24 protein-coding genes and 2 riboswitches are annotated in these 25,541 nt (G+C 72.2%); of the genes, 8 read left to right on the top strand and 16 right to left on the bottom strand.

The genetic code is table 11. The features are described from left to right. The first annotated feature begins 51 nt into the window (after positions 1–51). The gene (locus F4556_RS27575) at positions 52–291 is read left to right on the top strand and encodes a (2Fe-2S)-binding protein (RefSeq protein WP_184920685.1); all 240 of its coding nucleotides are present in this window, start codon (positions 52–54) and stop codon (positions 289–291) included. Positions 292–306: 15 nt separating this feature from the next. On the opposite strand, the gene bfr is transcribed toward F4556_RS27575, so the two are convergent. Then, on the bottom strand, positions 307–786 hold the full coding sequence (gene bfr, locus F4556_RS27570) for a bacterioferritin (protein WP_057233031.1): 480 nt from the start codon (positions 784–786) through the stop codon (positions 307–309). A 197-nt stretch (positions 787–983) separates the two neighbouring features. On the opposite strand from bfr, the gene F4556_RS27565 reads away from it, so the two are divergent. After that, positions 984–1,613 (top strand): sulfite oxidase-like oxidoreductase, encoded by a 630-nt coding sequence (locus F4556_RS27565; protein ID WP_184920683.1) that lies wholly within the window; start codon positions 984–986, stop codon positions 1,611–1,613. A gap of 19 nt (positions 1,614–1,632) precedes the next feature. Here F4556_RS27565 and pknB read toward each other — a convergent pair whose 3' ends face one another. From pknB to F4556_RS27540, 5 genes are all read right to left on the bottom strand, one after another. Next, positions 1,633–3,354 carry a Stk1 family PASTA domain-containing Ser/Thr kinase gene (gene pknB, locus F4556_RS27560; RefSeq protein ID WP_184920681.1) on the bottom strand — a complete coding sequence of 574 codons (1,722 nt, stop codon included), beginning with the start codon at positions 3,352–3,354 and terminating at the stop codon, positions 1,633–1,635. A 76-nt stretch (positions 3,355–3,430) separates the two neighbouring features. After that, positions 3,431–4,372: an ROK family glucokinase gene (locus tag F4556_RS27555; RefSeq protein WP_184920679.1), complete on the bottom strand. Its 942-nt coding sequence runs from the start codon at positions 4,370–4,372 to the stop codon at positions 3,431–3,433. Between the two features lie 196 nt (positions 4,373–4,568). After that, the gene (locus tag F4556_RS38515) at positions 4,569–4,835 is read right to left on the bottom strand and encodes a DUF5304 family protein (RefSeq protein WP_184920672.1); all 267 of its coding nucleotides are present in this window, start codon (positions 4,833–4,835) and stop codon (positions 4,569–4,571) included. Positions 4,836–4,871: 36 nt separating this feature from the next. Next, positions 4,872–6,047 (bottom strand): ArsA family ATPase, encoded by a 1,176-nt coding sequence (locus tag F4556_RS27545; protein ID WP_184920670.1) that lies wholly within the window; start codon positions 6,045–6,047, stop codon positions 4,872–4,874. An 8-nt stretch (positions 6,048–6,055) separates the two neighbouring features. Beyond that, positions 6,056–6,487 (bottom strand): SRPBCC family protein, encoded by a 432-nt coding sequence (locus tag F4556_RS27540; protein WP_184920668.1) that lies wholly within the window; start codon positions 6,485–6,487, stop codon positions 6,056–6,058. A gap of 270 nt (positions 6,488–6,757) precedes the next feature. Here F4556_RS27540 and F4556_RS27535 point away from each other — a divergent pair, with 270 nt between their 5' ends. Further along, positions 6,758–8,551 (top strand): AMP-dependent synthetase/ligase, encoded by a 1,794-nt coding sequence (locus tag F4556_RS27535; RefSeq protein ID WP_184920666.1) that lies wholly within the window; start codon positions 6,758–6,760, stop codon positions 8,549–8,551. A 172-nt stretch (positions 8,552–8,723) separates the two neighbouring features. Here F4556_RS27535 and F4556_RS27530 read toward each other — a convergent pair whose 3' ends face one another. Beyond that, entirely contained in the window at positions 8,724–9,863 is a 1,140-nt protein-coding gene (locus tag F4556_RS27530) for a glycosyltransferase family 4 protein (RefSeq protein WP_184920665.1), read from the bottom strand. Between the two features lie 158 nt (positions 9,864–10,021). Between F4556_RS27530 and F4556_RS27525 the strand changes: the two genes are divergently transcribed. Further along, positions 10,022–11,464 (top strand): glycosyltransferase 87 family protein, encoded by a 1,443-nt coding sequence (locus tag F4556_RS27525; protein WP_313068702.1) that lies wholly within the window; start codon positions 10,022–10,024, stop codon positions 11,462–11,464. A gap of 9 nt (positions 11,465–11,473) precedes the next feature. Here F4556_RS27525 and F4556_RS27520 read toward each other — a convergent pair whose 3' ends face one another. The 6 genes from F4556_RS27520 to F4556_RS27495 form a co-directional block, all read right to left on the bottom strand. Beyond that, complete coding sequence (locus F4556_RS27520; RefSeq protein WP_184920664.1) at positions 11,474–12,712, bottom strand: hypothetical protein; 1,239 nt, start codon at positions 12,710–12,712, stop codon at positions 11,474–11,476. Between the two features lie 62 nt (positions 12,713–12,774). Next, complete coding sequence (locus tag F4556_RS27515; protein ID WP_184920663.1) at positions 12,775–13,839, bottom strand: C40 family peptidase; 1,065 nt, start codon at positions 13,837–13,839, stop codon at positions 12,775–12,777. A gap of 222 nt (positions 13,840–14,061) precedes the next feature. Next, the gene (locus F4556_RS27510; RefSeq protein WP_184920662.1) at positions 14,062–15,144 is read right to left on the bottom strand and encodes a C40 family peptidase; all 1,083 of its coding nucleotides are present in this window, start codon (positions 15,142–15,144) and stop codon (positions 14,062–14,064) included. A gap of 10 nt (positions 15,145–15,154) precedes the next feature. Further along, positions 15,155–15,319, bottom strand: a riboswitch (cyclic di-AMP (ydaO/yuaA leader). A 366-nt stretch (positions 15,320–15,685) separates the two neighbouring features. Then, positions 15,686–16,714 carry a C40 family peptidase gene (locus F4556_RS27505; protein ID WP_184920661.1) on the bottom strand — a complete coding sequence of 343 codons (1,029 nt, stop codon included), beginning with the start codon at positions 16,712–16,714 and terminating at the stop codon, positions 15,686–15,688. A gap of 197 nt (positions 16,715–16,911) precedes the next feature. Next, complete coding sequence (locus F4556_RS27500; RefSeq protein ID WP_313069266.1) at positions 16,912–18,231, bottom strand: NYN domain-containing protein; 1,320 nt, start codon at positions 18,229–18,231, stop codon at positions 16,912–16,914. A 267-nt stretch (positions 18,232–18,498) separates the two neighbouring features. After that, a complete protein-coding gene (locus F4556_RS27495) occupies positions 18,499–18,762 on the bottom strand; it encodes a hypothetical protein (RefSeq protein WP_184920658.1) in 264 nt (87 codons plus the stop codon). 330 nt (positions 18,763–19,092) lie between these two features. On the opposite strand from F4556_RS27495, the gene F4556_RS27490 reads away from it, so the two are divergent. Continuing rightward, positions 19,093–19,887, top strand: coding sequence for a rhomboid family intramembrane serine protease (locus F4556_RS27490; RefSeq protein WP_246511099.1), 795 nt, complete (start codon positions 19,093–19,095; stop codon positions 19,885–19,887). Beyond that, a complete protein-coding gene (locus tag F4556_RS27485) occupies positions 19,884–20,165 on the top strand; it encodes an Lrp/AsnC family transcriptional regulator (RefSeq protein ID WP_184920654.1) in 282 nt (93 codons plus the stop codon). Before F4556_RS27490 ends, F4556_RS27485 begins: the two co-directional genes overlap by 4 nt. A 150-nt stretch (positions 20,166–20,315) precedes the next feature. On the opposite strand, the gene F4556_RS27480 is transcribed toward F4556_RS27485, so the two are convergent. From F4556_RS27480 to F4556_RS27470, 3 genes are all read right to left on the bottom strand, one after another. Further along, on the bottom strand, positions 20,316–21,674 hold the full coding sequence (locus F4556_RS27480) for an aminotransferase class V-fold PLP-dependent enzyme (RefSeq protein ID WP_184920652.1): 1,359 nt from the start codon (positions 21,672–21,674) through the stop codon (positions 20,316–20,318). A 53-nt stretch (positions 21,675–21,727) separates the two neighbouring features. Next, positions 21,728–21,845: riboswitch (SAM riboswitch) on the bottom strand. A gap of 104 nt (positions 21,846–21,949) precedes the next feature. Then, complete coding sequence (trpD, locus tag F4556_RS27475) at positions 21,950–23,026, bottom strand: anthranilate phosphoribosyltransferase (RefSeq protein ID WP_184920650.1); 1,077 nt, start codon at positions 23,024–23,026, stop codon at positions 21,950–21,952. 104 nt (positions 23,027–23,130) lie between these two features. Beyond that, positions 23,131–23,556 carry a DNA-binding transcriptional response regulator gene (locus F4556_RS27470; RefSeq protein WP_184920649.1) on the bottom strand — a complete coding sequence of 142 codons (426 nt, stop codon included), beginning with the start codon at positions 23,554–23,556 and terminating at the stop codon, positions 23,131–23,133. Positions 23,557–23,967: 411 nt separating this feature from the next. On the opposite strand from F4556_RS27470, the gene ctaE reads away from it, so the two are divergent. Next, positions 23,968–24,588, top strand: coding sequence for an aa3-type cytochrome oxidase subunit III (ctaE, locus tag F4556_RS27465; protein ID WP_184920647.1), 621 nt, complete (start codon positions 23,968–23,970; stop codon positions 24,586–24,588). Between the two features lie 139 nt (positions 24,589–24,727). Then, complete coding sequence (gene qcrC, locus F4556_RS27460) at positions 24,728–25,537, top strand: cytochrome bc1 complex diheme cytochrome c subunit (RefSeq protein ID WP_184920645.1); 810 nt, start codon at positions 24,728–24,730, stop codon at positions 25,535–25,537. Positions 25,538–25,541: the final 4 nt, after the last annotated feature.

Genomic DNA, 25,541 nt, shown 5'->3' with positions numbered 1-25,541 from the left:
TAAGGTAAGCCTTAGCTCAACGCGCCGCACTAGTCCCCGGGAGTCACCGCGATGTACGTGTGCATGTGCCATGCGGTCACCGAGGCCCAGGTCAAGCAGCAGATCGACGACGGCGCGCAGACCCCGCGCGAGATAGCCAAGGGCTGCAAGGCCGGTACGGACTGCGGCTCGTGCGTCCGCCGGATCCAGGCCCTGCTCGGGGAGCACGGGGCCCGCCCGTGCCCGACAGCCAGGCTGGCCGCGAAGCTCGGTCTGGCCGAGCCCGAGCAGCCGGCCGCCCAGGCCGCCTGACCGCCGCCCCTCGGGTCAGCTCTCCGGCTGCTCGATGAGCTGCGCCAGGTAGAGCGCCTCGCCGAGCTTCTCCAGCAGTTCGAGCTGGGTGTCCAGGTAGTCGATGTGGTGCTCCTCGTCCGCCAGGATCGACTCGAAGATATTGGCCGAGGTCACGTCGTTCTTGGCCCGCATCACCACGATGCCGCGCTTGAGCCGGTCGATCGCCTCGACCTCGACCTGGCGGTCCGCCTCGAACATCTCCTTGACGGTCTGCCCGACCCGGACGTGGAACAGCCGCTGGTAGTTCGGCAGCCCGTCCAGGAAGAGGATCCGGTCGGTCAGCGTCTCGGCGTGCCGCATCTCGTCGATGGACTCGTGCCGGGTGTACTTGGCGAGCTTGGTCCAGCCGAAGTTCTCCTGCATCTTGGCGTGCAGGAAGTACTGGTTGATGGCGGTCAGCTCGGCGGTGAGCTGCTCGTTGAGGAATTCGATGACCTCGGCGTCGCCCTTCATGGCGGTGCCCTCCTGCTCTTCGTCTACAACACACGCGGAACCACGGCTGACCGCATCGTGGCACTGCCCTGGGCGTAATTTCCAGTAAGTTCACACTTACTGGAACATGTGTCGGAATATCCGATTTATCCCGTTCGGGTGACAGTGCGCCGAGGGGCGCGCGCGGCAGGGCGTCCGCCGTCTGTCACCATGGAGGCATGGGTCAGTCAGAACGCGAAGAGCTCCAGCCGCCTGACCCGAGACTCCCTCCCGGCCAGCGCCTGCAGCGCGGCTGGCCGGTGCTGCACTACGGCCCGGTCCCCCGCTTCAAGCCACTGACCTGGGACTTCCAGGTGTTCGGGGCCACCGCCTCGGCGGAGAAGCACAGTTGGGACTTCGAGGGCTTCCACGCCCTCCCCCGGGTCACCGTGCGCGCCGACTTCCACTGCGTGACCCGGTTCTCGATGCTCGACAACGAGTGGAGCGGGGTCGCCGCCGCCACCGTGCTCGAGCAGGTGCCGCCCGCCGACCACGTCACCCATGTGATGATCTGGGCCGAGTACGGCTACAGCGCCAACCTCCCGCTGGCCGAGTTCGCCGACCCCTCGACCGTCTTCGCCACCCACCACGACGGCCGGCCGCTCACCGTGGAGCACGGCTTCCCGGTCCGGCTGGTGGTCCCCGGACGGTACGCCTGGAAGGGCCCGAAGTGGGTCCGCGCGGTCGAGTACATGCGGGCCGACCGCCGGGGCTTCTGGGAGGAGCGCGGCTACCACAACCTGGCCGACCCGTGGGCCGAGCAGCGCTACTCCTACCAGGAGGAGCCGGGCGACGGCCCGCTGCGCTGACCTTGGGTCAGCCTCCCGGTCAGATGAACGGGAAGGTGACGGTCACCGTCGAGCCCTGCTTGGCCGGCTGACCGGCCACCGGGGTCTGGCTGGTCACCTTGCCGGTGCCGAACAGGTTCAGCCCCGCGGTCTGCGACTTGAACCCGGCGTCCTTGAGCGCCTTCTCGGCCTCGTCCTTGGTCATCCCGACCACGTTCGGCACCGGGCGCATGCCCTTGCTGACCGTCAGCGCCACCGGCGCGTCCACCGCCAGCTGGGTTTCGGCCCCGGGGGCGCTGCCGATCACCGCGCCCTGCGCCACCGTGTCGCTGTACTCCTCGGTGACCGTGCCCGGCGTCAGCCGGGCGGTGGTCAGCGACTTCCGGGCGTCCTCCAGCGACTTGCCCGCCAGCGCGGGCACCGCCACCCGCTCAGGGCCCTTCGACAGCGTCACCCGTACGGGGTCGCTCTTCCGCGCCCGCGCGCCCACCCCGGGATCGGTCGCCATCACCTGGCCGGCCGGGACGGTCTCGCTGAACTGCTGCGTGAAGCTGCCCTGCAGCCCGGCCGCGTCCAGCGTCCGGACCGCCTCCGCCTGGGTCTGCGCGACGATCGCGGGCACCTCCGCGTACAGCGCGCCGGACAGCGTGTACGTCGTCCCGCCGACCAGCAGCAGGACGGCGGTCAGCACCGCCGCCCAGATCAGCGGCTTGCGCGAACGGCGCGGCCTGGCCCGCCTGGCCGGGGCCGGCTCGTCGTACGGGCGGGGCCGGGTGAGCATCATGGTGGGCACGTCCAGCACGCTGGTGCGCTCCACCTGATTCAGCACCGAGGTGGCCTCGGTGGTCGGGTGCAGCGGGCTGCGCCGCGCGGAGGCGGGCGGCTCGGCGTCCAGCTGAGCCGGCGTCAGGCGGCGCCGGACCCGCTGCAGCGCGGCCAGCAGCTCCACCGCGTCGTACGGCCTGGCGGCGGGGTCGCGGGAGGTCGCGGCGGCGACTATCGCGTCCAGCTCGGCACCGGCGCCGGGGGCGACCAGGGAGGGCGGCGGGACGTCCTCGTGCAGGTGACGGTAGATCACCTGCATCGGGTTCTCGCCCTGGTAGGGCTTGGAGCCGGTGAGCATCTCGTACAGCAGGATGCCCGCCGCGTAGACGTCCACCCGCTGGTCGGTCGGCAGGCCGGGCTGGATCTGCTCCGGGGCGAGGTAGGAGACGGTGCCGAGCACGGTGCCGGCCGAGGTGGTCTCGGTGACCCCGTCCGCGCCGCTGAGCAGCCGGACCAGGCCGAAGTCGGCGACCTTGACCAGGCCGCCGTCGGTGATCAGCACGTTCTCAGGCTTCACGTCGCGGTGCACCAGGCCCGCGCGGTGCGCGGCGCCGAGCGCGGCGAGCACCGGCTCCAGCACGTCCAGCGCGCCCCGGACGCTGAGCGCGCCGCGGTCCCTGAGCAGGTCCCGCAGGGTGCGCCCGGGCACGTACTCCATCGCCAGGAAGACCGAGCGGCCGTCCGCGCCCTGGTCGAAGACGTTCACCACGTTGGGGTGGGCGAGCCGGGCCACCGCCTTGGCCTCGCGGATGAACCGGCCGGTGAACTCGGCGTCCTGGGCCAGCGAAGGGTGCATCACCTTCACCGCCACCACCCGGTCGAGCCGGGTGTCGGTGGCCCGGTAGACGGTGGCCATCCCGCCGACCGCGATCCGCTGCTCCACCCGGTACCGGGCGTCCAGCAGGGTACCGATCAGCGGGTCGGGGGTGGTGTCCATCCGACGAGTCTATGGGCCGCCCGGTGCGGAACACCCCGGTGGGCGGGCACGCCGTGCCCACCGGGGTGACCGTGGGTCAGATCCGGGCCAGGTCGGCCGCGCCCGCGATGCCGGCGGCGGAGCCCATGGTGGCGAGCACCACCTCGGCGCGAGGGCGGTGCGCACCGCCGGTGATGTACGTCTCGAAGGCGGCCGCGACCGGGTCGAGCAGCAGGTCACCGGAGTCGGAGACGCCGCCGCCGAGCACGAAGACGGCCGGGTCGAAGAGCGCGGCCAGGTCGGCCATGCCGCGGCCGAGCCAGTCGGCCAGCTCGGCGTAGCACTCCAGCGCGAGCGGGTCGCCCTCGGCGGCGGCTTCGGTGATGTGGATGCCCCGGATGGTGTCGGCGAGGCCGTCGTTCAGCTCCAGCATCCGCTTGCCCGCGATCGGGTCGGCGGCGGCCTTCTCCCGGCCGTAGCGGCGCAGCGCGCGGCCGGAGCCGTACTGCTCCCAGCAGCCCTTGCCGCCGCAGCCGCAGAGCAGGCCGTCCGGCACCATGTTGAGGTGGCCGATCTCGCCCGCGACGCCGAACCGGCCGCGGTGCAGCCGCCCGTCCAGCACGATGCCGCCACCGATGCCGGTGCCGACGGTGATCAGCACGGCGTCCTCGTGGGCGGCCGCCGCGCCGAACCTGAACTCGGCCCAGGCCGCGCAGTTGGCGTCGTTCTCGACCACGGTGGTGAGGCCGGTGAGCTCCTCGATCCGGGCCTTGAGCGGCTCGTTCTCCCACGCGATGTTCGGCGCGAAGATCACCGTGGAGCGGTCCCGGTCGACGAAGCCGGGGGCCCCGACGCCGACGGCCGCGACCTCCGGGTGCTGCTCCTTGAGCTCGCGCACGGCCTGCGCGATGGCGTCGACCGCCCACTGGGGGTCGGCCGGGGTGGGTACCCGGGTCCGGGCGAGGATCTCGCCGTTCTCGTCGACCACGCCGGCCGCGATCTTCGTACCGCCGACATCGACGCCGATGGTCAGAGCCATGTGTCCCTCAGCTATTCACTCGTTCCCGCTGAGCGGAAACGGTACCGGTCCGAGGGGTCTCCCGTACACACCGCTGCATACATTATTCGAAGACAATTTTATGGAAGCGGCCGAATCGTATTCAGAAGTCGTACGATTTGCCTCGTTCGGTGACCCCCTACGGGCGGCCGGTCACCAGCTCTGACCAGCGACTTCACTACTTGTCCGACGCTCCGTCAAGGTCGATGTGCTCGGCGTCGGCGTGTCCCGGCGCGGACCAACTCCGCTCGTGGCCGCTCACGGCCGCGCGGTAGGCGGCCAGCAGTTCGCCCCCGGCCGCGGCCAGATGGCCGTACACCTCCGGGTTCTGCTCGCGCAGTTTGCCGCCGATCTCCTGGGCCTTCTCCCCCACCACCGCGGCGAACCGGCGCACCTCCTCCACCAGGTCGGCTCCGGCTGCGCGGTCTGACTGTTCGTCGGCCATCGGGCCCTCCCTCGGTACGGCGTGCGGTTGCCGACGCTACCCGATGCCCTCGGTCAGGCCCCGGGGCCAGAGGTCCCGGTCGGGGGTGAAGCGGACGGTCAGGGTGCCGTCCGTGAGGGCGGCCCCGCTCACCGTGCAGCGGCGCAGCGCGGCGGGCAGCGGCAGCAGCCGGCGGTAGCCGCCCAGGCCGACCACCAGTTCGTCGCCGCGCCGGACCAGCTCCAGCTCGGCCCGGTCGGCGCCCGGCAGCGCCAGGTGCCAGAGCAGCAGACCGTCCTCGGCCAGCCGGTCCTCCACCCACCAGGGGTGCTCGGCCGCCTGCGGGGCGGCGGCGCCGCCGTACAGCTGCTCGGCCACCGCCTCCAGGGCGGGCCCGGGCTGACGGCTGGTCAGCAGCGGGACGTCCAGTTCGGCCGCCAGCTCGGCCAGGGTGTCCCGCTCGCGGACGGCGTGTGCGGCCAGCCAGGGGTCGGCGGAGCCGGTCGCGGCGGCGGGCAGCGCCCGGTGGGCGACCACCGCGTCCAGCCGCAGGCGGTGCAGGGCGAGACCGGCCCGGATCCGGCGCAGCTCGGCCGCGCGGGGGGCGGCCGCCTGCACCACCAGGCGGACGGTGGTGCCGGGCGCCTCGATCACCGCCCGGGCCTCGGCCAGCGCGGCGGCGGCCCGGGTCCGGGCCTCGAACAGCCACTCGGCGGGCATCGGCACCCCGGCGACGGCGGCCAGCAGCGGGCGGAGCGCCCGGGCGGCCTGCCGCTGCTCGGGCAGCAGCCGGGCCAGGTAGCGGTCGAGCTGCTCGGGCAGCGCGAGCGCGGCGATCAGCTCGGCGGGGCGCGGGGCGGCCACCACCAGCACCTGGTCCCGGACGGTGCGCAGCGAGCGGAGCAGGGCGAGCTGACCGGTGCCGGGCAGCGGGGTGAGCTCCTCCGGGTCCAGCGGGGTGGCGCCGAGCAGGTCGAAGGCGGGGCCCAGGACACCGGAGAGTCCGTCGATCGCCGCCCGGAAGGCTGACGGTCCGTCGGTCCTGGCCACCGTCAGGGCGTCGGCGTACCGGACGGCCTGGTCGGTCAGCCGGGTGCCGAGCACGTCGTCCAGCACCCGGTGCGGGTCGTCGGCGGCCAGCAGATGGGTGGTCAGCCCCTGCCGCGCGTGGTGCAGGGCGGTGGCGGCGGCGACCTCCTCGGCCCCGTCGCCGCTGACCAGGATGGTCCGCATCGCGGGTATCAGCTCTCGACGCGCTTCTTCAGCCCGGCCAGCGCGCGGTCGATGATGACCTTCTCCGCCTTGCGCTTGATCATGCCGAGCATCGGGATCTTGACGTCCACGGCCAGCTGGTAGGTGACCTCGGTGCCGTTCTTGGCCGGGGCCAGCGCGTACGAGCCGTCCAGCGAGCGCAGCATCTGACTCTTCACCAGGGTCCAGCTGACCTCGCGGTCGCCGTCCCAGGTGTAGGCGAGCACGTGCTCGTCGCGGATCGCCCCGGCGTCCAGCAGCAGGCGCACCTGCGCGGCCCGGCCGTTCTCGGCGGTCTCCAGGACCTCGATCTCCTTGACCTCGCCGGTCCAGGCCGGGTACGCGGCGAAGTCCGCGATCACCGCCATGACTTCGGCCGGGGTGGCGTCGATGGTGATGCTCGACCTGGTGTGTTCCGCCATGACACGGCCTCCGCTGTCCTGTTACAGGTGTTGCGCCCAGGGAAGGCTATCGCGCTGCCGCCGCTCCCCTTCCCGCCGGGGCATCGGTCCAGGTCACGGCCGTCCGGGCTACCGGCGGGTCACCCGGGTGCTGTCGTAAGGTGCCAGTCGGGAGCACCGGACCAGGTCGCCGGTGTGACTCTTCGAACACCGGGCCGGACAACTCTGGCCATTCCACCTACCGGGCAGTAACGTCCTGCCGTCCCGCAGCGTCGCAGACGAGGAGCAGTCTTGCTCGAGTTCAGCCTTCCGGCCCGCTACCAGGTACCGAGCGGCGGTAACCTCTCCGACCTGGTCCACCAGAACGCCGAGCAGCACTCGGACGTGGCGGTTCTCAGCCGCAAGCTGGACGGACAGTGGGTGGATCTGACGGCGTCCCAGTTCCTCGCCGAGGTGCGCGGCACCGCCAAGGGCCTGATCGCGGCGGGCGTGGCCCCCGGCGACCGGGTCGGCGTGATGTCCCGTACCCGGTACGAGTGGACCGTGCTGGACTTCGCCATCTGGTGCGCGGGCGCGATCACCGTGCCGGTGTACGAGACCTCCTCCGCCGAGCAGGTCGCCTGGATCCTCGGCGACTCCGGCGCCGTCGCGGTGGTCACCGAGACCGACACCCACGCCGCCGTGGTGGCCGGGCTGCGCGACCGGCTGCCGGAGCTGGCCCACACCTGGCAGATCGAGCGCGGCGCCCTGGCCGAACTGGCCACGGCCGGCGCCAAGGTCACCGACAGCACGGTCACCGAGCGCCGCTCGGTGCCGACCGCCGACTCGATCGCCACCATCGTCTACACCTCGGGCACCACCGGACGCCCGAAGGGCTGTCAGCTCACCCACGGCAATTTCCTGGCCGAGCTGGGCAATGTGACGGCCCGTCTGGAGCCGCTGTTCCGCACCGGCCACAGCTCGGTGCTGCTCTTCCTGCCGCTGGCCCACGTGCTCGGCCGGATCGCCGAGATCGCCGCCGTGATCGCCCCGATCAAGCTCGGCCACGTCTCCGAGATCAAGGACGTCACGGCCGAGCTGGCCTCGTTCCGGCCCACCCTGATCCTCGGCGTGCCCCGGGTCTTCGAGAAGGTCTACAACACCGCCCGGGCCAAGGCGCAGGCCGACGGCAAGGGCAAGATCTTCGACAAGGCGGCCGACACCGCCATCGCGTACAGCCGCGCCCTCGACCACGGCGGCCCCGGCCTGGGCCTGCGGATCAAGCACGCGGTCTTCGACAAGCTGGTCTACAGCAAGCTGCGCGCCGCCCTCGGCGGCCGGGCCACCCACGCGATCTCCGGCGGCGCCCCGCTCGGCGAGCGGCTCGGCCACTTCTACCGGGGCATCGGCTTCACCGTCCTGGAGGGCTACGGCCTGACCGAGACCTGCGCGGCCACCGCCTTCAACCCGCACGACCGGCCGAAGATCGGCACCGTCGGCCAGCCGCTCCCCGGCTCCGCCGTACGGATCGCCGAGGACGGCGAGGTGCTGCTCCAGGGCCCGCAGATCTTCACCGGCTACTGGAACAACCCGGCCGCCACGGCGGACGCCCTGCGCGACGGCTGGTTCGCCACCGGCGACCTGGGCAGCCTGGACGCCGACGGCTACCTGACCATCACCGGCCGGAAGAAGGAGATCCTGGTCACCGCGGGCGGCAAGAACGTCGCCCCCGCCGTGATCGAGGACCGGATCCGGGCCCACGCGCTGATCGGCGAGGTGATGGTGGTCGGCGACCGCAAGCCGTTCATCGCCTGCCTGGTCACCATCGACGAGGACTTCTTCCCGAAGTGGAAGGAGCTCACCGGCAAGCCCGCCGACGCCACCCTCGCCGAACTCCGCGAGGACCCCGACCTGCTGACGGCCGTTCAGGCCGCGATCGACGAGGGCAACCAGGCGGTCTCGCACGCCGAGGCGGTGAAGAAGTTCCACATCCTCGACACCGTCTTCTCCGAGGAGAGCGGCCACCTGACGCCCTCACTCAAGCTCAAGCGCAACGTCGTCATGAAGGACTTCGCCGCCGAGGTAGAGGGCCTCTACCGCCGCTAGTCCCTCCGGGCCTCAGCCACCAGGGGCTCGGGGAACTGCGACGCCGACCTCGTACAAGGTGATCCGTCCGTGCGTGGTCAGGCACTTTCGCATGTGACCCCGGCGCCAGATCTCCTCGCAGTTCCCCGAGCCCCTGGATAGTGCAACCGAGCGCCCTGCAAAAGGCGGAGCCTCACTCAGCAGCGAGAAGGCTGGTCAGCCGCCCCGCCAGGAGGTCCCAGCGCCAGGAGCGTTCGACCCAGCGGCGCCCGGCTTCGCCCATGGTGCGGCGGAGTTCGGGGTCGTGCAGCAGCCGGACGATCCGTTCGGCGACCGCCTCCGGCGAGCCGCCGGGGACGACGTAGCCGGTCTCGCCCTCCAGGACGGCGTCGGGGGCGCCCCCGGAGTCACCGGCGATCACCGGCAGCCCGGTCGCGCTGGCCTCCAGGTAGACGATGCCCAGGCCCTCCACGTCCAGGCCGCCCCGGCGGGTGCGGCAGGGCATCGCGAAGACGTCGCCCGCGCCGTAGTGGGCGGGCAGCTCCGACCAGGGCACCGCCCCGGTGAAGCGGACCGAGGCGCTGACGCCGTTGGCCTCGGCGAGCTTCTCGAGCTCGCCCTGGTAGGGGCCGCCGCCGACGATCAGCAGCACCGCGTCCGGCACGTCCCGGAGGATCTGCGGCAGCGCGGCGATCAGGGTGTCCTGGCCCTTGCGCGGCACCAGCCGCGAGACGCAGACCACCACCGGACGGTCCGTCAGGCCGAGCCGGGCCCGGATCTCGGCGCCGCCGGAGTCGGGGCGGAAGGTCTGCTCGTCCACGCCCGGCGGCAGCTGGACCATCCGGGCGGCCGCCTCGGGGCCGACCGCGGCGGCGATCCGGGAGCGGGTGTACTCGCCGAGGTAGGTCAGGGTGTCGGTGCCCGCGCCGATCCGGCGGAGCAGCTGCCGGGAGACCGGCAGCTGGGCCCAGGCGGCCTCGTGACCGTGCGTCATGCCGAGCAGCCGGCCCGCGCCGGCCCGGCGCAGCGCGGGGGCCATCAGGCCGAGCGGTGCGGCGGCGCCGAACCAGACCGAGTCGCAGCCCTCGGCCCGGAGGATCTCGGCGGCCCGCCGGGTGACCCGGGGGGTCGGCACCATCATCTTGGTCCGGTCCCGGATCACCGGGAACGGCTGCTCGGCGTCGAACTTCGCCACCTCGCTGCCGTCCCGCCAGGTCGAGGCGTAGACGACGATGCTGCCGGCGGGCTGGCGCACCGCCATGTTGTGGACGAAGGCCTGGATACCGCCGGGCCGGGGCGGGAAGTCGTTGGTGACGATCAGGGTCTTGTGCATGCCACGGCTCGCTCGGTCGGGGGGTGCTCGGTGTACCGGTCGCTGATCCGTACCATAGGTCAACGCCCCGGTGTGCCGGGAACGCGGCCGGCGGGTGCGAGCACGCTTGTGATTACAGTGGGCAGCCCGTGCCGGTCGACGCATGCGGAGACGGCACGGTGAGAACGGACGGGGGCTCGGGGGTGGATCTGCGCGGCGCGGACCAAGTCGAACGAGGGAGTGCGGTGGAGTTGGCCCCGGCCGGGAGTAGCGGCATCAGCGCGGGCGGTGCCGACCGTACCGCGGCATCGTCACCGGCCGGCGGAGCGCTCTGGGGCCTGGCGGGCGGCTGGCTGGCCACCCGGGTGCTGATCGTCCTGATGGTGCTCGGCCTGGTCCGGATCACCGGCGCCGACGTGACCGCCGACGTCTCGGTGATCTACCACGGCTGGTACCAGGTGCTGCAGACCGGCACCTTCCCGCTGGACGACGTGACCTGGCAGTACCCGCCGGGCGCCGCGCTGGTGATCCTGCTGCCCGGGCTGCTGCCCTGGTCGTACCTGGTCTCGTTCTGGGTCTTCTGCGGCCTGCTGGACGCGTTCGCCATGGGCCTGCTGATGCGGGCCGGGACGCGGCGCGGCCGGAGCTTCACCGGTGCCTGGTTCTGGGTGGCGGGAGTGCCGCTGCTCGGGCCGACGGTCTACTGCCGGTACGACATCATGGTGACCGCGCTGGCGATCGCCGGGCTGCTGGTGGTGCTGCGGCGGCCCGCGCTCGGCGGTGCGCTGCTCGGGCTCGGCGGGCTGGTCAAGGTCTGGCCGGTGCTGGCCCTGCTCGGCACCCCGAAGGGGCGGCGGACCAGGCGGTCCTGGACGGCGGCGGTGGCCTCGTTCAGCGCGCTGGGCTTCCTGCTCGCGGCCGGGATGAACGGCGCCTTCGAGTTCCTCAAGTTCCAGCGGGACCGGGGCACCGAGGTGGAGTCGCTCGGCGCGCTGCCGATCCACTTCGCCCGGCTGGCCGGCGGCTGGCACGGCGAGGTGAAGATGAACTACGGCTCGGTGGAGATGCTCGGGCCCTGGGTCACGGTGATCTCCAAGGTCTCGGTCGGGGCCAGCCTGGCCGGCTTCGCCTGGCTGCTGCTCTGGCGGCTGCGGGCCAAGCGCTGGCAGACCGCGACCACCTTCGACGCGGCGCTGGCCGCACTGCTGGTCTTCACGGTGACCAGCCGGGTGATCAGCCCGCAGTACCTGATCTGGGTGGTCGGCCTGACGGCGGTCTGCCTGACGGTGCGTGGCACCAGCCAGCGTCCGGTGGCGCTGCTGGTGCTGGCCGCGACGCTGTTCACCACGCTGGAGTTCCCGGTGCTGTTCAACCAGGTGGTGAACAGTCAGCCGTGGGGCGTGGCGGTGCTGACGGTGCGTAACCTGCTGCTGCTGGCCGCCGCGATCCTGTCCTGCGTCCGGCTCTGGCGCTCCACCCGGGCCCCCGAGCCGGTCCGGACGCTGGTGCTGCCGCCCGCGCTGGAGGCGCCGGTGCCGGCCGGGTACCCGGTCCGGCCGGGGATCGCCTACGAGCAGGACCTGTTGGACGGCATCGACAGCGCGAACTCCGTCCGGCAGTGATCTCCGCGCTCAGTGCGCGTAGCGCTGGTGCAGGTCCTCGCCCCACTGCCGGGTGAGGTCGGCCAGCCCGAGGCCCAGCCGGGCCCGGCAGAGCCCGTCCAGCCACTCCTCCCGGCCTCCGGCGGGCTCGGTGGCCCCGACGGCCCGGTAGAAGCCGACCAGGCGCTGCTCGCCGAACCGGCGGGCGATCAGGTCGCAGGCGGACCAGGCGAGTTCGTACGCCAGGCCGATGCCGGCCGAGCCGGCCGCGAAGTCGGCGTCGGCGGGCAGCGCCGCCGTGAAGCCCTGGGCCGCGGCCGCCCTGGCCAGCTCCGGCGCGATCTGCTTCGGGCTGCGGCCGGTGCCCCGGTAGCCGGTGTAGTCGGCGACGCCCTCGGAGAGCCAGAGCGGCGTCCAGGGCCGGGTGTCGGCCCGGGTCGCCACGTGGGTGGCCTCGTGCACGGTGACCACCCGGCGGCCGAGCTCGCTGAGCCCGGCGTACGCCTGCGGGTTGATCAGCACCCGGTCGGCCGGGCTGTGCAGCGGTGCCCCGGCGGCGGCCGTGGTGACGGCGGCTATGCCCTGGTACCCGGCGGCGGAGACCCCGAGCAGCTGGGCGAACTGCTCGCCGGTGGCCGGGTGACAGAGCAGCAGCCGGCCCGGCCAGTCGCCGCCCCAGACCTCGGTCACCAGCGGTACGGCCCGGTCGGCGGTGGCCACCGTCTCGGCCAGCACGGCCGGTTCGGCCTGGCCCAGCGCGATGCTGTGCCCGCCGCGGACCGCCCGGACCTCGCCGAGGTCCCAGAGCGCGGCGGCGCCGACCGGCTGGTCGGTGGTCAGCAGCCACTCGCCGTCCACCAGCTCACAGCCGATCCGCCGGGTCAGGACGGCCGGGTGGTCGTCGAAGTCGGCCACCCGCCAGCCGAGTTCGGCGGTCAGGGTCAGGGCGGCGCCGGCCGGTTCGGTGAAGTCGGTGATCCGGTAGGAGAGTTCGGCCAGCGGGAGCTGCGCCAGCCGGGTCAGTACGGTCAGCTCGGCGGCCCGGTGGGCCGGGGCCACCCCAGCCACCAGCGCGGTGCGGTCCAACCGGAGCAGCGCCCTGGCCCGGTCGGCGAGCAGCGCCTCGATCCGGGGCCGGACCGGGACCGCCTCGGCCCCGGCCGGGGTGGCCGGGGCCACCGGCGGCACCCGGACCGGACGGGCCGGCGGCGGCGAGAGCTGCACCAGACCGGCCGCCGCGAGCAGCAGCGCGGCCCGGCGGGACAGCACGGCGCCGCCGGCCCGCGCCCCGGCGTCCGGGGTCGGGCCGGCCGCCGACGGCAGGGCACCGCTCAGACCCGCACCACCCCGGAGACGGGCATCGCGCTGACGCTCTCGTAGCGGACCCGGGCGCCGGGGTAGGGCGCGTGCACGACCACACCGCCGCCGGCGTACATCCCGACGTGGTGCATGTCCCTGTAGAAGATCACCAGGTCTCCCGGCCGGGCCTCGGCGAGGCTGATCCGCTGCCCCGCGCTTGCCTGCTGCTGCGAGGTGCGCGGCAGGGTCACTCCGGCCTGCCGCCAGGCCCAGTACATCAGACCCGAACAGTCGAACGTACGGGGCCCGGTCGATCCGTAGACGTAGGGGGAGCCGATCTTGCTGCTGGCGGCGGCCAGCGCGGCGGCGGCCTGACTGGAGGCGGCGGGCAGGTTGCCGAGGTCGAGCCGTTCGGCGCCCCGGGCGGCCCGCTTGGCGGCGTCCCTGGCGTCGTCGTCGGCCATCCTGGCCCGCTCCCCCGCGCCCAGCGTGTTCAGCAGCCGCTGAGCCTTGGTCAGCCGCTGCCGGATCTCCTGCTTGCTCTCGTTCAGGGTGCGCCGGACGGACTCCAGCTCGGCCAGCTTGGCGGTGGTCTCGGCCCGCCGCTGGTCGAGCCGGCGCTGACTGTCGATCACCTGCCGCAGGGTGTCGTTCTGCCGCTCCGCCGACTGGTCCAGGGTGCGGGCCCGGTACAGGTAGCCGGCCGGGTCGGAGTCCAGCATCAGCTGCACCGCCGGGTCGATGCCGCCCGCCCGGTACTGGGCGGCGGCCACCGAGCCGAGCCCGGCGCGCAGCCGGTTCAGCTCGTCCTGGCCGACCGCCACCTGGTTCTGCAGCGAGCCGGTGTCGGACTGCAGCTGACGCTGCTCCTCCAGCGCCGCGTTGAACTTCTCCGAGGCCTGCTCGGCTTCCTCGTAGAGCTGATCGACCTGGGCCTTGACGTCCTTGCGGGTGGGCGGCTCGGCCGGGGCCCCGGGCGCGGCCCCGGCGGCGCCGGTGGCGGCCATCCCGAGCACCGTGGTGGCCGCGGCGGTGAACACCAGCGCCCGGGTGAACCGGCGGGCGCCTGGCAGGGGAGAACGACTGTACGTCGACATACCGGCGGCGGCTCCATTCCTGCGCCGGGCCACCGCCGCCGCCCGGGGTCGGGCGGCCTCCGAGCGAAGGTCCGGGGGCAGACGTTAGCGAGTCGCGGCGATCTAGTCCAAACCCCTACAGCACCGAATATTTGACCATTAATCGGACATCTGACCGATCGTCCGGAAACGCCGCAGGCCCGGCACGGGGCCGGGCCTGCGGGAGTTGCTTCGGACGGGTGGTCAGACCCGGACGATGCGGGTGATCGACATGACCGTGGCCGACTCGTGCCGGACCAGGGCTCCGGTGTGCGGGGCGTGCACGATCTGGCCGTTGCCCACGTAGAGGCCGACGTGGCCGCCCCCGCTGTAGATGATCAGGTCACCGGGCTTGGCGTCGGCGATGTTGGTGCCGATGTTCTGGCCGGCCCCCATCTGCGACTGCGAGGTGCGCGGCAGCGAGATCCCGGCCTTGTCGAAGGCCCAGACCATCAGGCCGGAGCAGTCGAAGGAGTTCGGGCCGGTGGCACCCCAGCCGTACGGCTTGCCGATCTGCGCCTCGGCGGCGGCGATCACGGTGGCGGCGTACGAGCCGGCCGGCAGGCCGCTCAGGTCGGTCCGGGTCTCCGAGCGCGAGGCGCGGTCGTCGGCCTTCGGGGTGGCGGCGGCGGCCTTGGTGGCCGACTCGGCGGCGGCCTTGGCCTCGGCGGCCCGCAGCTCGTCCTGCTCCTTGCGGCTGAGCGTGTCGAGCAGCGCCTGCGCGCTCGCCAGCTTGGCCTGGATCTCGTCCTTGCCCGTCTTGAGCTCCTGGGTGGTCTTCTCCAGGTCGGCGAGCTTGTTCTGCGCCTCGGACTTCTGCTGGTCGAGCTTGCTCTGCTCGCCCTTCAGCGTCTTGAGGGTGTCCGCCTGGGAGGTGCCGAGCTGGCTCAGCGAGTCGGCCTGGCCTAGGAAGGCGTCCGGGCTGCTGGAGAGCATCAGCTGGACGGTCGGCGATATCCCGCCGGTCCGGTACTGCTCGGCGGCGATCTCACCCAGGGTGCTCTGAAGGGTGGTCACCTCGGCCTGCTGCCGGGCCACCTGGTCCTGGAGGCCGCTGACCTGCTTCTGCAGGGTCTGCTGCTTCTCCGTCGCCGCGTTGAACTTCTCGGTCGCGACCTCGGCCTGCTCGTTCAGCTGGTCGACCTGGGTCTTGACCTCGTCCTTGGTGGGAGTCGGGTCGGCATGCGCACCGGTCTGGGCGGACAGTGCCACCGCAGCGGCGGCGGCAGCCGTGATGATCGACACGCGGGTGCGGCTGGCAGGCTTGGGACGACGATGGGACGCCACGAAGGCGGGCTCCTTCTTCCTACGTCCGCCTACCGGGTGAGCTGACGGGTTCGGGCTGGAAGAGATGCCCTACGACGCCTCACCGCCGAGCCGTCTCACGACGGTCCGTCGACCTGGCGCCGATTCACCCCGAGGAACATGGTTCCCCGGCTCCGATCGACAGCGCCCTCACTCGGGCTTCCCCGTAAGGCAGTCGGACTGCCTCGCTGTGTCTCGGACTCGGCGGTAACCCCCGCCGCCACCCAGGCTGGGTGATCGACAGTGCGGTGGTTCGAGATGGACCCTAGTAACCCAACCGTGATCGGTTCAAATCCTTGTAAGAAAAAAGTCGTAATGAAGTCGTGATTCTTTGGAGAATACGACTGAGTGTGACCGGAAATGCACGCTGTGCCGATGGATTCTCAGGATGCGGTCACAGCGAGGCCCACCAGAGGTGTCCCAGATCACAGGGAGGTTCTGGCGGGCCCGCGCGTGTCACAGGGCGTCAGTTGTGCGCCTTGAGGGGGAGATGTCCGTTATGCCGTGTCAGGCTGACGGTGGATCAGACCCGGCGGATGGTCTTGATCGGCATCGCGTCGGCCTTCATGATCTTCACGACGTCACCGGTGTGCGGCGCGTGCACCACGTAGCCGTTGCCGATGTAGATCCCGATGTGGTGCGCGTCCGAGTGGTAGACCACCAGGTCGCCCGGCTGCGCGTTGGCGTAGTCCTTGCCGACGTTGGTGCCGACGGTGGCCTGCTCCTGCGAGGTGCGCGGCAGCGAGACGCCCGCCTGCTGGTACGCCCAGACCACCAGGCCGGAGCAGTCGAAGGAGTTCGGTCCGGTGGCACCCCAGACGTACGGCTTGCCCTGCTTGCCCATCGCGGCGTTGACCGCCACACCGGCGTAGCCGCCGACGGCCGGCAGCGAGCCGACGTCGATCCGCTCCCCGCCGCGCGAGGCGCGGTCGCCCAGGACGGCGTTCCGGTCGGCCGAGCTCAGCTGGTTGAGCAGCTTCTGCGCCTCGGCCAGCTTCTTCTGCACCTCGGCCTTGGCGTCGTTCAGCACCTTGGTGTTGCGGTCCAGCTCGGCCAGCGTCTCCGCGGCCTCGACCTTCTGCTGGTCCAGCCGGCGCTGCTGGTCCTGCAGCGACTTCAGGGTCTGCGACTGGGTCTGGTTCACCTGGTCGACGCTGGACGCCTTGCTCAGGTAGTTCTCCGGGTCGGAGGAGAGCATCAGCGCGACCGAGGGGTCCACCCCGCCGTCGCGGTACTCCTGCGCCGCCACGGCCGCCAGGCCGCCCTGAAGCTGCGTCATCTGCTCCTGGCCGCGGGCCACCTGGTCCTGGAGCTGGTCGGCCTGCTTGCGCAGCTGGTCGGTCCGCTCCTTGGCGCCGTTGTAGCGCTCGGCGGCCTGCTCCTGCTCGGTGAAGAGCTGGTCGACCTGGACCTTCACCTCGTCCTTGCTCGGCTTGGCCGGCGCCGCGTGGGCACCCGCCTGGGCCGACAGGGCGACCGCGGTCGCTGCGGCAGCGGTCAGCACGGAGACCCGTGCACGGCTCGGCTGCTTGGGGCGGCGGTGGGAAGCCAAAGGACTAGCTCCTTCATCACTCCTGGACGCGACCTCACCCGTTCGGGTGCTTGTCCAGAATATAGGTTTGACGCCCGACCCTAGTGAAGTTGTCACGGGTGCGCCACTCCCCTACCCCTACGAACTTCCGCCCACAGACCGGAATTCACCGGACCGACACAACCCGGTCACCCGCCCTGACCAGCCGTCAGTCAGGCTTACGGCCTGGCCAGCCGCTTCAGCAGGAGCAGCGAGGCCACCGGGCGCGCACCGGCCTTCTTCACGCCGTCGGCGACCTCCTTGTCGGTGGAGACCACCACCACCGGACGTCCCTGCGGCTCGGCCCTGACCAGCCGCCGGATCAGCTCGTCCGCGGTCTCGCCGGTCCGGCTGAACCGGACCCTGACCCCGCGCGGCGGCGCCAGGATCACCGGCACGTCCAGGTCCTGGCCGTCGAAGACACAGGTCACCTCGGCCTGGGTGCGCTGGGCCAGCATCGCCAGACCGCCGAGCAGCCGGATCCGCTGCTGCTCCAGCGGCAGCGTCGGGTACCCGGTCTTGGTCACGTTGTAGCCGTCCACCACCAGGTGGACCTGAGGGATCGCCAGCAGCTGGTCCAGCAGCGCCGGGTCGTCCTCGGCCAGCGCCCGCCGGGCCACGTCGTGCGGCGAGGCCGAGGCCGGGGCCACCGCGTCCACCAGATCGGCCGGGTGGATCTGCGCCACCGGCAGCGCCAGCTCCCGCTGGAGGCCCTGGGCGGACTGCAGCACGGTGTCCAGCAGCAGCCGCAGCCGCATGTCCTCGACGCTGCGGCCCTCCCGGGCCGAGCGGCGGCCGGTCTCCAACGCGGTCTCCAACTCGGTGATCCGGTGCCGGAGCCGACGGGCCTCGGCCTCCGCCGCACTGTGCTCGGTGGCCGCCGCGGCCCGCGCCTCGGCCAGCTCGGACTGCGCCTTGCGAGCCTCGGCCTGCGCCCGCCGGGTGTCGCTCTCCAGCGTGCGGACCTTCTTCCGGAGCGACTCGGCCTCGCGTCGGACGCCCTCGGAGTCGGCCCGCTGCCGGTCCAGGTCGGCCCTGGACTGGGCGCGCAGCTCGGCCAGCTCCTCCTGGAGCTTCTCGACCAGCCGGGCCGCCTCGGCCGCCGCGCCCTCGGCGCCGGCCCGCTCGACCTGCTCGCCCGCCTCGCTGACCAGCCGGGCCCAGCCCGCCGGCCGGAGCAGGTAGGCGGCCGCCGCCACGTCCATCGGGTCGGCGGCGCCCGGCACGCTGCCCGCCTCCAGCGCCTGCACCAGATCCGGCTGCCCGAGCCGGAGCCGATCGGCTATCCGCAGCCGGAAGGCCGGGTCCGCCTCCAGCGCGGCGGCCAGCGCGGTGGCCGCGTACTTGGCCCGCCGGGCCGGGGTGAACTTCGCGTACTGGCGCAGTGAGACCGGCAGTTCGGCCGCCGGCAGGCCGCCGAGCGCGTCGGCGGCGATCCCCACCACCCGGTGCCGGACGCCCTCGGGGAGCGGCCGGCCGAGCTGCTCCGGGCTGTCCACGGTGGGGTCAGGGCCGTCGGCGGGAGCGGGCGACGGGGCATCGGCCGGCCCAGGAGCGGCCGGGGTCGTGGCCGCGGGAGGCTGCTCCTGCGACTCGGCCGCCCCCCTTGCTGCGTCCACCACGTCCTCGGCTCCGATCCTGCTCCGCGGGGTCCGTACGGCTGGTTGCCGCTGCCCTCAAACACACCGCTCTCTGCAATTGTCGCGGTTACCTGCCCCGGCCCGACCCGCGCCACACTCCGCGCGGGCCCGGGCCGGTCCCCAGGGTCAGGACTGCTGCTGCTCCTCCGCCGCCTGCTCGGCGTCCGGACGTGCCACCAACTCGACCTGGTCGACCGCGTTGCACCAGCGGCAGCGGACCGACTCCAGCGTCTCGGTCAGCACCTCGGTCTCCTCCACCTTGGAGTCACCGGCCAGGTCGAAGTGCAGGAACTCCACCACCCGGGAGGACCGGGTCACGTCGAAGCGGGTCAGGTTGCCACAGAGCGTGCAGCGCCAGCGGGTCTCAGCGGTCGGGGCGGCGATCGTCATTCTGCCAAGTCCTCTCGTTGGTGCTGCCTCGCGGCGGTCACCCAGGGTCCGGAGGGCCAAGCCTATTGCCTGCCGGTAGGACCGGGTCCACCTGGTCCGTGATGCGGGCAGGGGCTGTCTCCCGACTCGCGTCGGATAGTGGGCGGCGTTGGGGTGCGTGCCTCGGCGGCGCCGAGGAGGGAGCCTGATGCAGCGCATCGGCGACCGACGAGAAGCCGGCGAGGTGCGTGCCCCGGCGGCGACCGCCCGGCGCGAGTCGGGAGACAGCCCCTAGGCCACCCGCAGTACCCGGCGGTGTCGCCGGAGCCGTCCGGAGGAATGCTCTCCGCTATGGCCATCCCCGTCCTGGACCACCTCGACGCCCCGGGCGGCAGGACACCGGAGCGCCCCCCGATCGTCACCTTCACGCTGATCGGGCTGAGCGTGCTGACCCTGCTGATCGGCCCGAGCTTCGGGCTCAACCCCCGCTACGGCACCGGCCAGGGCCGGGTCTGCGCCGAGCAGCGGTACGAGCAGCGCTGGGGCGCGGTGCCCGCCGAGCTGCTGTCGAACCGTCCGCTGACGACCGCTCAGCTGGACCGGCTGCCCCCGGCCACCGCGGACTGCCCGCCCCGGGTGACGCCCCGGAAGATCCCGGTGCTCTCGGTGCTCAGCTCGCTGTTCGTGCACGCGGGGTGGCTGCACCTGCTCGGGAACATGCTGTTCCTGTTCGTCTTCGGCCCCGGGGTCGAGCAGCGGTTCGGCCGGGTACGGTTCCTGCTCGGCTACCTGACGGTCGGTTACCTGGCCACCTACGGCTGGGCGGTGACCGAGGCGCACGGGACGGAGTCGGTCCGGGCGCTGGTCGGCGCCTCCGGCGCGATCGCCGGGGTGCTCGGGTGCTACCTCCGGCTGTACCCCCAGGCCCGGGTGACCACGCTGGTGCCGCTGCTGCTCTTCCTGCCGCTGCGCTTCCCGGCCTGGCTGGTGCTCGGCCTGTGGTTCCTGCTGCAGTGGCTCTCGGTCCGCCAGGACGGCCCCGGGGTGGCGTACCCGGTGCACGTCATCGGCTTCGCCGCCGGGTACCTGGCCACCTGGCTCACCGTTACGCTGACCCGGAACCCACGGACAGGAGCGACAGAGTGATCACCGCGATCGTGCTCATCAGGACCAGCGTCGACCGGATTCCCGAGATCGCCGAGGCGATCGCCTCGATCGAGGGCGTCAGCGAGGTCTACTCCGTGACGGGTGGCTACGACCTGGTCGCGATGGTCCGGGTCCGCCACCACGACGACCTCGCCACCGTGATCCCCGGCCGCCTCAACAAGATCCCGGGCGTCGAACACACCGAGACCCAGATCGCCTTCCGCACCTACTCCAAGCACGACCTCGAAGCAGCCTTCGCCCTGGGCCTGGACGAATAAGCAGACGGCAAGTTGCACCACCCAGGGGCTCGGGGAACGGCGACGGTTCGTGGCTGGCGGGCATCACTGCGAAAGTGCCTGACCACCCACGCACGTTGAACGCTCCCGAGGTCGGCGTCGCAGTTCCCCGAGCCCCTGGTGGTTGCCCTTTCACCGCCGAGTGTCGGCCACGCAGCGCCCGCCCTCGCTGCGGTAGCTCCAAGCCGCCCCGTCGGAGACGAGCTCGCGGACGGCCCCCAGGAACCGCTCCAGGTGCTCGTCCGGCGTCCCCGCCCCGAAGCTCACCCGGATCGCGTTCAGGCTGCGCTCGCCGGGCAGCGACGGCTCCGGCGCGCCGCACTCGGACGGTGCGGCCTCCTCGCCGCCGAGCAGGGTCCGCACCAGCGGGTGGGCGCAGAACAGCCCGTCCCGCACGCCGATCCCGTACTCGGCGGACAGCGCCGCCGAGAAGTGCGAGCTGTTCCAGCCCTGCACCACGAAGGACAGCACCCCGACCCGGGCGGCATCGGTACCGAACAGGCTGAGCACCCGGACCTCCGGGATCTCGGCCAGCCCGGCCTGCAGCCGGTCGATCAGCTGCTGCTCGCGCGCCTCCAGCGCGTCGAACCCGGCCTCGGTGAGCGCCCGGCAGGCGGAGGCCACCGCGTAGGCGCCGATCACGTTCGGGGAGCCGGCCTCGTGCCGGGCCGGGCCGGTCTGCCACTCGACCGCGACCGAGCCGTCCAGCTCGCGGGCGACGGTCCGGCTGGCGCCGCCGCCGGCCAGGTACGGCTCGGCCGCGTCCAGCCAGTCGCTGCGCCCGGCCAGCACCCCGGCGCCGAACGGGGCGTACAGCTTGTGGCCGGAGAAGGCGATCCAGTCCACGCCCAACTCCCGCACCGAGACCCGGTGGTGGGGCGCCAGCTGGGCGGCGTCCAGCACCACCCGGGCGCCGTGCCGGTGGGCGACCTCGGTGAGCTCGGCGACCGGCCAGAGCTCGCCGGTGACGTTGGAGGCGCCGGTGACGCAGAACAGCCGGTGCTCGGCGGGCTGCTCGGCCAGCGCGGCGTCCAGGGCGGCGACCGCCTCGGCGTGCGAGCGCGGGGCGCGCAGGTAACTGACGGTCAGGCCGTCCCGGCGCCAGGGCAGCAGCGAGGCGTGGTGCTCGGTCTCGAAGGCGAACACCCGGGTGCCGGCGGGCAGCACGCCGGCCAGCAGGTTGAGCGAGTCGGTGGTGGCCCGGGTGAAGACCACCTGGTCGCCCTCGCGCAGGTCGAGGAACTCCTCGACGGTGCGGCGGCTCTGCTCGAACAGGTCGGTGGAGAGCTGCGAGAGGTACCCGGCGCCGCGGTGCACGCTGCCGTAGTACGGGGCGTAGGCGGCGACGTCGTCCCAGACCCGCTGAAGCGCCGGGGAGCTGGCGGCGTAGTCCAGGGCGGCGTAGCTGACCTTCTCGCCGGTGACCAGCGGGACCTGGACGTCGTGGCCGAGGACGGCGAGCGGGGCGCAGATTTCGGTGGAAACAGACATGGGAGTGCACTCCTCGGAAGGTCCGGGACCTCGGGGTGCAGCTGTGCCGCCGACGTCCGCGCTTGCCACGCGGACGGTTCGCCGCGGAGCCCGGTCCTCACCCAGGGCACCCCGCCACGGACGGAGGGTTGCCGGACAGCAAGCTGGGGCTTGTCGCTGTCACTCATGACCTGCCGAGGACTCTAGGCGAGCCTCCGAAAGTGGTCAAACACCCGTCCGCCATCCGGACAGCGCGAAGGCCCGGCAGGCAGCCTGCCGGGCCTTCAACTCACCGTTCAGGTACGGGTGGTGGCCGCCGCCCAGTCCTTCAGCAGGGCCTCCGCCGCGCCCGAGTCGATGGCGGCGGCAGCCCGCGCCATGCCGGCCGCGAGCTGCTCGGCCAGCGGGGCGTCGGTCAGCTCCAGCGCGGTCAGCGCGGCGGCGCTGTTCAGCAGGACGGCGTCCCGGACCGGGCCGCGCTCCCCCGCCAGCATCCGGCGGGCCACGTCGGCGTTGAACTGCGGGTCGCCGCCGCGCAGCGCCTCGATGCCGACCGGCTCGATGCCGACGTCACGCGGGTCGAAGGTGGTCTCGGTGACCTGACCGTCCTTCACCAGCCAGACGTGCGAGGTGGTGGAGATGGTCAGCTCGTCCAGACCGTCGTCGCCCCGGAAGACCAGCGCGGTGGCACCGCGCCGGGCCAGCACGCCGGCGATCAGCCCGGCCAGCCGGGTGTCGAAGCAGCCGATCGCGTGCGCGGTGACCCGGGCCGGGTTGGTCAGCGGGCCGAGGATGTTGAAGGCGGTCGGCACCCCGAGGTCGCGGCGGGCCGGGGCGGCGTGCCGCATCGCCGGGTGGAACATCGGCGCCGGACAGAAGGTCAGGCCGACCTCCTCGGCGATCTCGGCCACCCGGGCGGGCGTCACGTCCGGGCTGATGCCGAGCTTCTCGAGTACGTCGGTGGCGCCGCTGGCGGAGGAGGCGGCCCGGTTGCCGTGCTTGACCACCTTGGCCCCGGCGGCCGCCGCGACGATCGCCGACATGGTGGAGATGTTCACCGTCTTGGCCCGGTCGCCGCCGGTGCCCACGATGTCCACCGCCGGGCCCGGGATGTGCAGTTGCTGGGCGTGCGCGTACATCGAGTCGACCAGGCCGGCGATCTCGTCCACGGTCTCGCCCTTGGCCCGCAGCGCGACCACGAAGCCGGCCACCTGGACGGGGGTGGCCTCGCCGCCCATGATCCGGTCCATCGCCCAGGCGGTGTCGGCCTGACCGAGGTCCTGCCCGGCCAGCAGCGTGCTCAGCAGGTCCGGCCAGGTGCGGACCACCTGCGCGGGGTCGCTACCGCCGTTCGCAGGTTGCGCGTTCACCATGGCTGACTCCAGCTCTCGATCGGGGATGCTGGAGCCAGCCTAGCGATCCGGGGTGCCCGGACGCGGGGTCCTTCTCTACAGGTGAGACGCGGCCTGACGGGGCCTCAGCGGTGGGCGGGCGTCCGCTTGGCCGCCCGGGCCCGGAGCAGGGTGGCGGCGGCCTCCGCCAGCGCCACCGGGTCCACCGGGTGGGAGATCGCGGCCTCGGCCCGGCTCCAGGCGGCCAGCCAGGAGTCCTGCGGCCGGCCGATCAGCACCAGCACCGGCGGGCAGCCGTAGATCTCGTCCTTGATCTGCCGGGCCACCCCGAGGCCGCCGGCCGGGACGGCCTCGCCGTCCAGCACGCAGAGGTCGATCCCGCCCTTCTCCAGGGCGCGGAGCACGGCGGGCACCGTGGCGCACTCCAGCACGTCGACCTCGGGGAGGTCGGCGGCGGGGCGGCGGCCCAGCGCGAGGGTGACCTGCTCACGGGTGTTCCGGTCGTCGCTGTAGACGAGGACGGTGAGCGTCTCGTCGGTCGTGTGCGCCATGGGCCCTGCTCCCGGGTACTCGTCCTCTTATATGGCTGTGCTCCGGCCCGGTGTGACCCGGACCACGTTCACTTCCGGATGCTACTCCCGCACACCCCTCGTGGTGACCCTCTGGCGCGATCTCCCTCGGACGAGCCGCCACGCCCGTCGCGCACACGGGCGACGGATCGTCACCCCAGAAGAGCTGTTCCACTCGTACGGCGGACCCGCTAGCCGACCGACCCCCTCGCGCCCCGCAAGGACACGCGGGGCGAACGGGTACTCCTGCCGTCAATGAACCGTCAGAAATGGGACGCCACCTCCTCGGAGCCCTCGTCCGACGCCCCGTCGGCTGCCAACGGGGCATACCGCACGCACCGGACACTCCGAGGTACACCCCCCGGCGTGAAGACGGAATAAGGGACCGACATAATGTCCGTCGTGGCGACAGCAACAGCAACAGAAACCGGACACGCGCACGGAGCGGTCAACAGGCCGAACCTGGTCAGCGTCGGAACCATCGTCTGGCTGAGCTCGGAGCTGATGTTCTTCGCGGCCCTGTTCGCGATGTACTTCACGCTCCGCTCGGTCAAGGGCGCGGAGTTCTGGTCTGAGAAGGCCCACGCGCTCAACGTGCCCTTCTCCTCGGTGAACACCACGATCCTGGTGCTCTCCTCCCTCACCTGCCAGCTCGGCGTCTTCGCCGCCGAGCGCGGTGACGTGAAGAAGCTCCGCTCGTGGTTCATCATCACCTTCGTGATGGGCGCGATCTTCATCGGCGGCCAGATCTTCGAGTACACCGAGCTGGTCAAGAAGGACGGCCTCTCGCTGTCCTCGGACCCGTACGGCACGGTGTTCTACCTGACCACCGGCTTCCACGGCATGCACGTGACGGGTGGTCTGATCGCGTTCCTGCTGGTCCTGGCACGGACGTACGCAGCCAAGCGGTTCACGCACGAGCAGGCCACCGCCGCGATCGTGGTGTCGTACTACTGGCACTTCGTCGACGTCGTGTGGATCGCCCTGTTCGCGACCATCTACCTGATCAAGTAACCAGCTGATCAGGTCGCTGGCCGACGGCCGGAGCCGTACCCGCACCGACCGACCGCGCGCGTCCCCGCAGCCGGCCCGGGCAGACCGGGCCGCGAGGCACGCCCACCAGCCGACCAGATCCTGACCCCGGGGTTAATCCGTGAAAAAGCTCTCCGCACGACGGCGCCATCCACTGGCGGCGCTGGTCGTCCTACTCTTCGCCCTGGCGGCCACCGGGGGGCTGTACGCCGCGTTCCTGCCCGCCGAGAAGGCGCAGGCCGACAGCTCGGTGCAGTCGCTCGCGATCGACGAGGGCAAGAAGCTCTTCGCCGTGGGCTGCTCCTCCTGCCACGGTCTGAACGGGCAGGGCAGCTCGGACGGTCCGAGCCTGGTCGGCGTCGGTTCCGCAGCGGTGGACTTCCAGGTTGCCACCGGCCGGATGCCGGCTCAGCAGCCCGGCGCCCAGGTGCCGAAGAAGAAGAACATCTACTCCCAGGCCGAGATCGACCAGATGGCCGCCTTCGTGGCCTCGCTCGGCCCCGGCCCGGTCGCTCCGGCCAAGGAGCAGTACACCTCGACCAACCCGGACGACGTCGCCAAGGGCGGCGAGCTGTTCCGCACCAACTGCTCCCAGTGCCACAACTTCGCGGGCCAGGGCGGTGCCCTGTCGCAGGGCAAGTACGCTCCCGCGCTGGACGGCGTGGACCCCAAGCACATCTACGAGGCCATGCAGACCGGCCCGCAGAACATGCCCTCCTTCCCCGACGGCATCATGCCCGAGGAGCAGAAGCGTCAGATCGTGGCCTTCGTCCGCCACACCACCAATGACGAGCCCAACCCCGGCGGTCTGAGCCTGGGCAGCCTCGGCCCGGTGACCGAGGGTCTGTTCGGTTGGATCTTCGGACTCGGCAGCCTGATCGCGATCGCGATCTGGGTCGCCGCCCACACCACCAAGGCCAAGAAGTCATGAGCCA

Source organism: Kitasatospora gansuensis, from assembly GCF_014203705.1.
Taxonomy (GTDB): Bacteria; Actinomycetota; Actinomycetes; order Streptomycetales; family Streptomycetaceae; genus Kitasatospora; species Kitasatospora gansuensis.
Note: the sequence above shows the minus strand (reverse complement) of the source record. Positions and strands in the feature narration are given on the sequence as shown.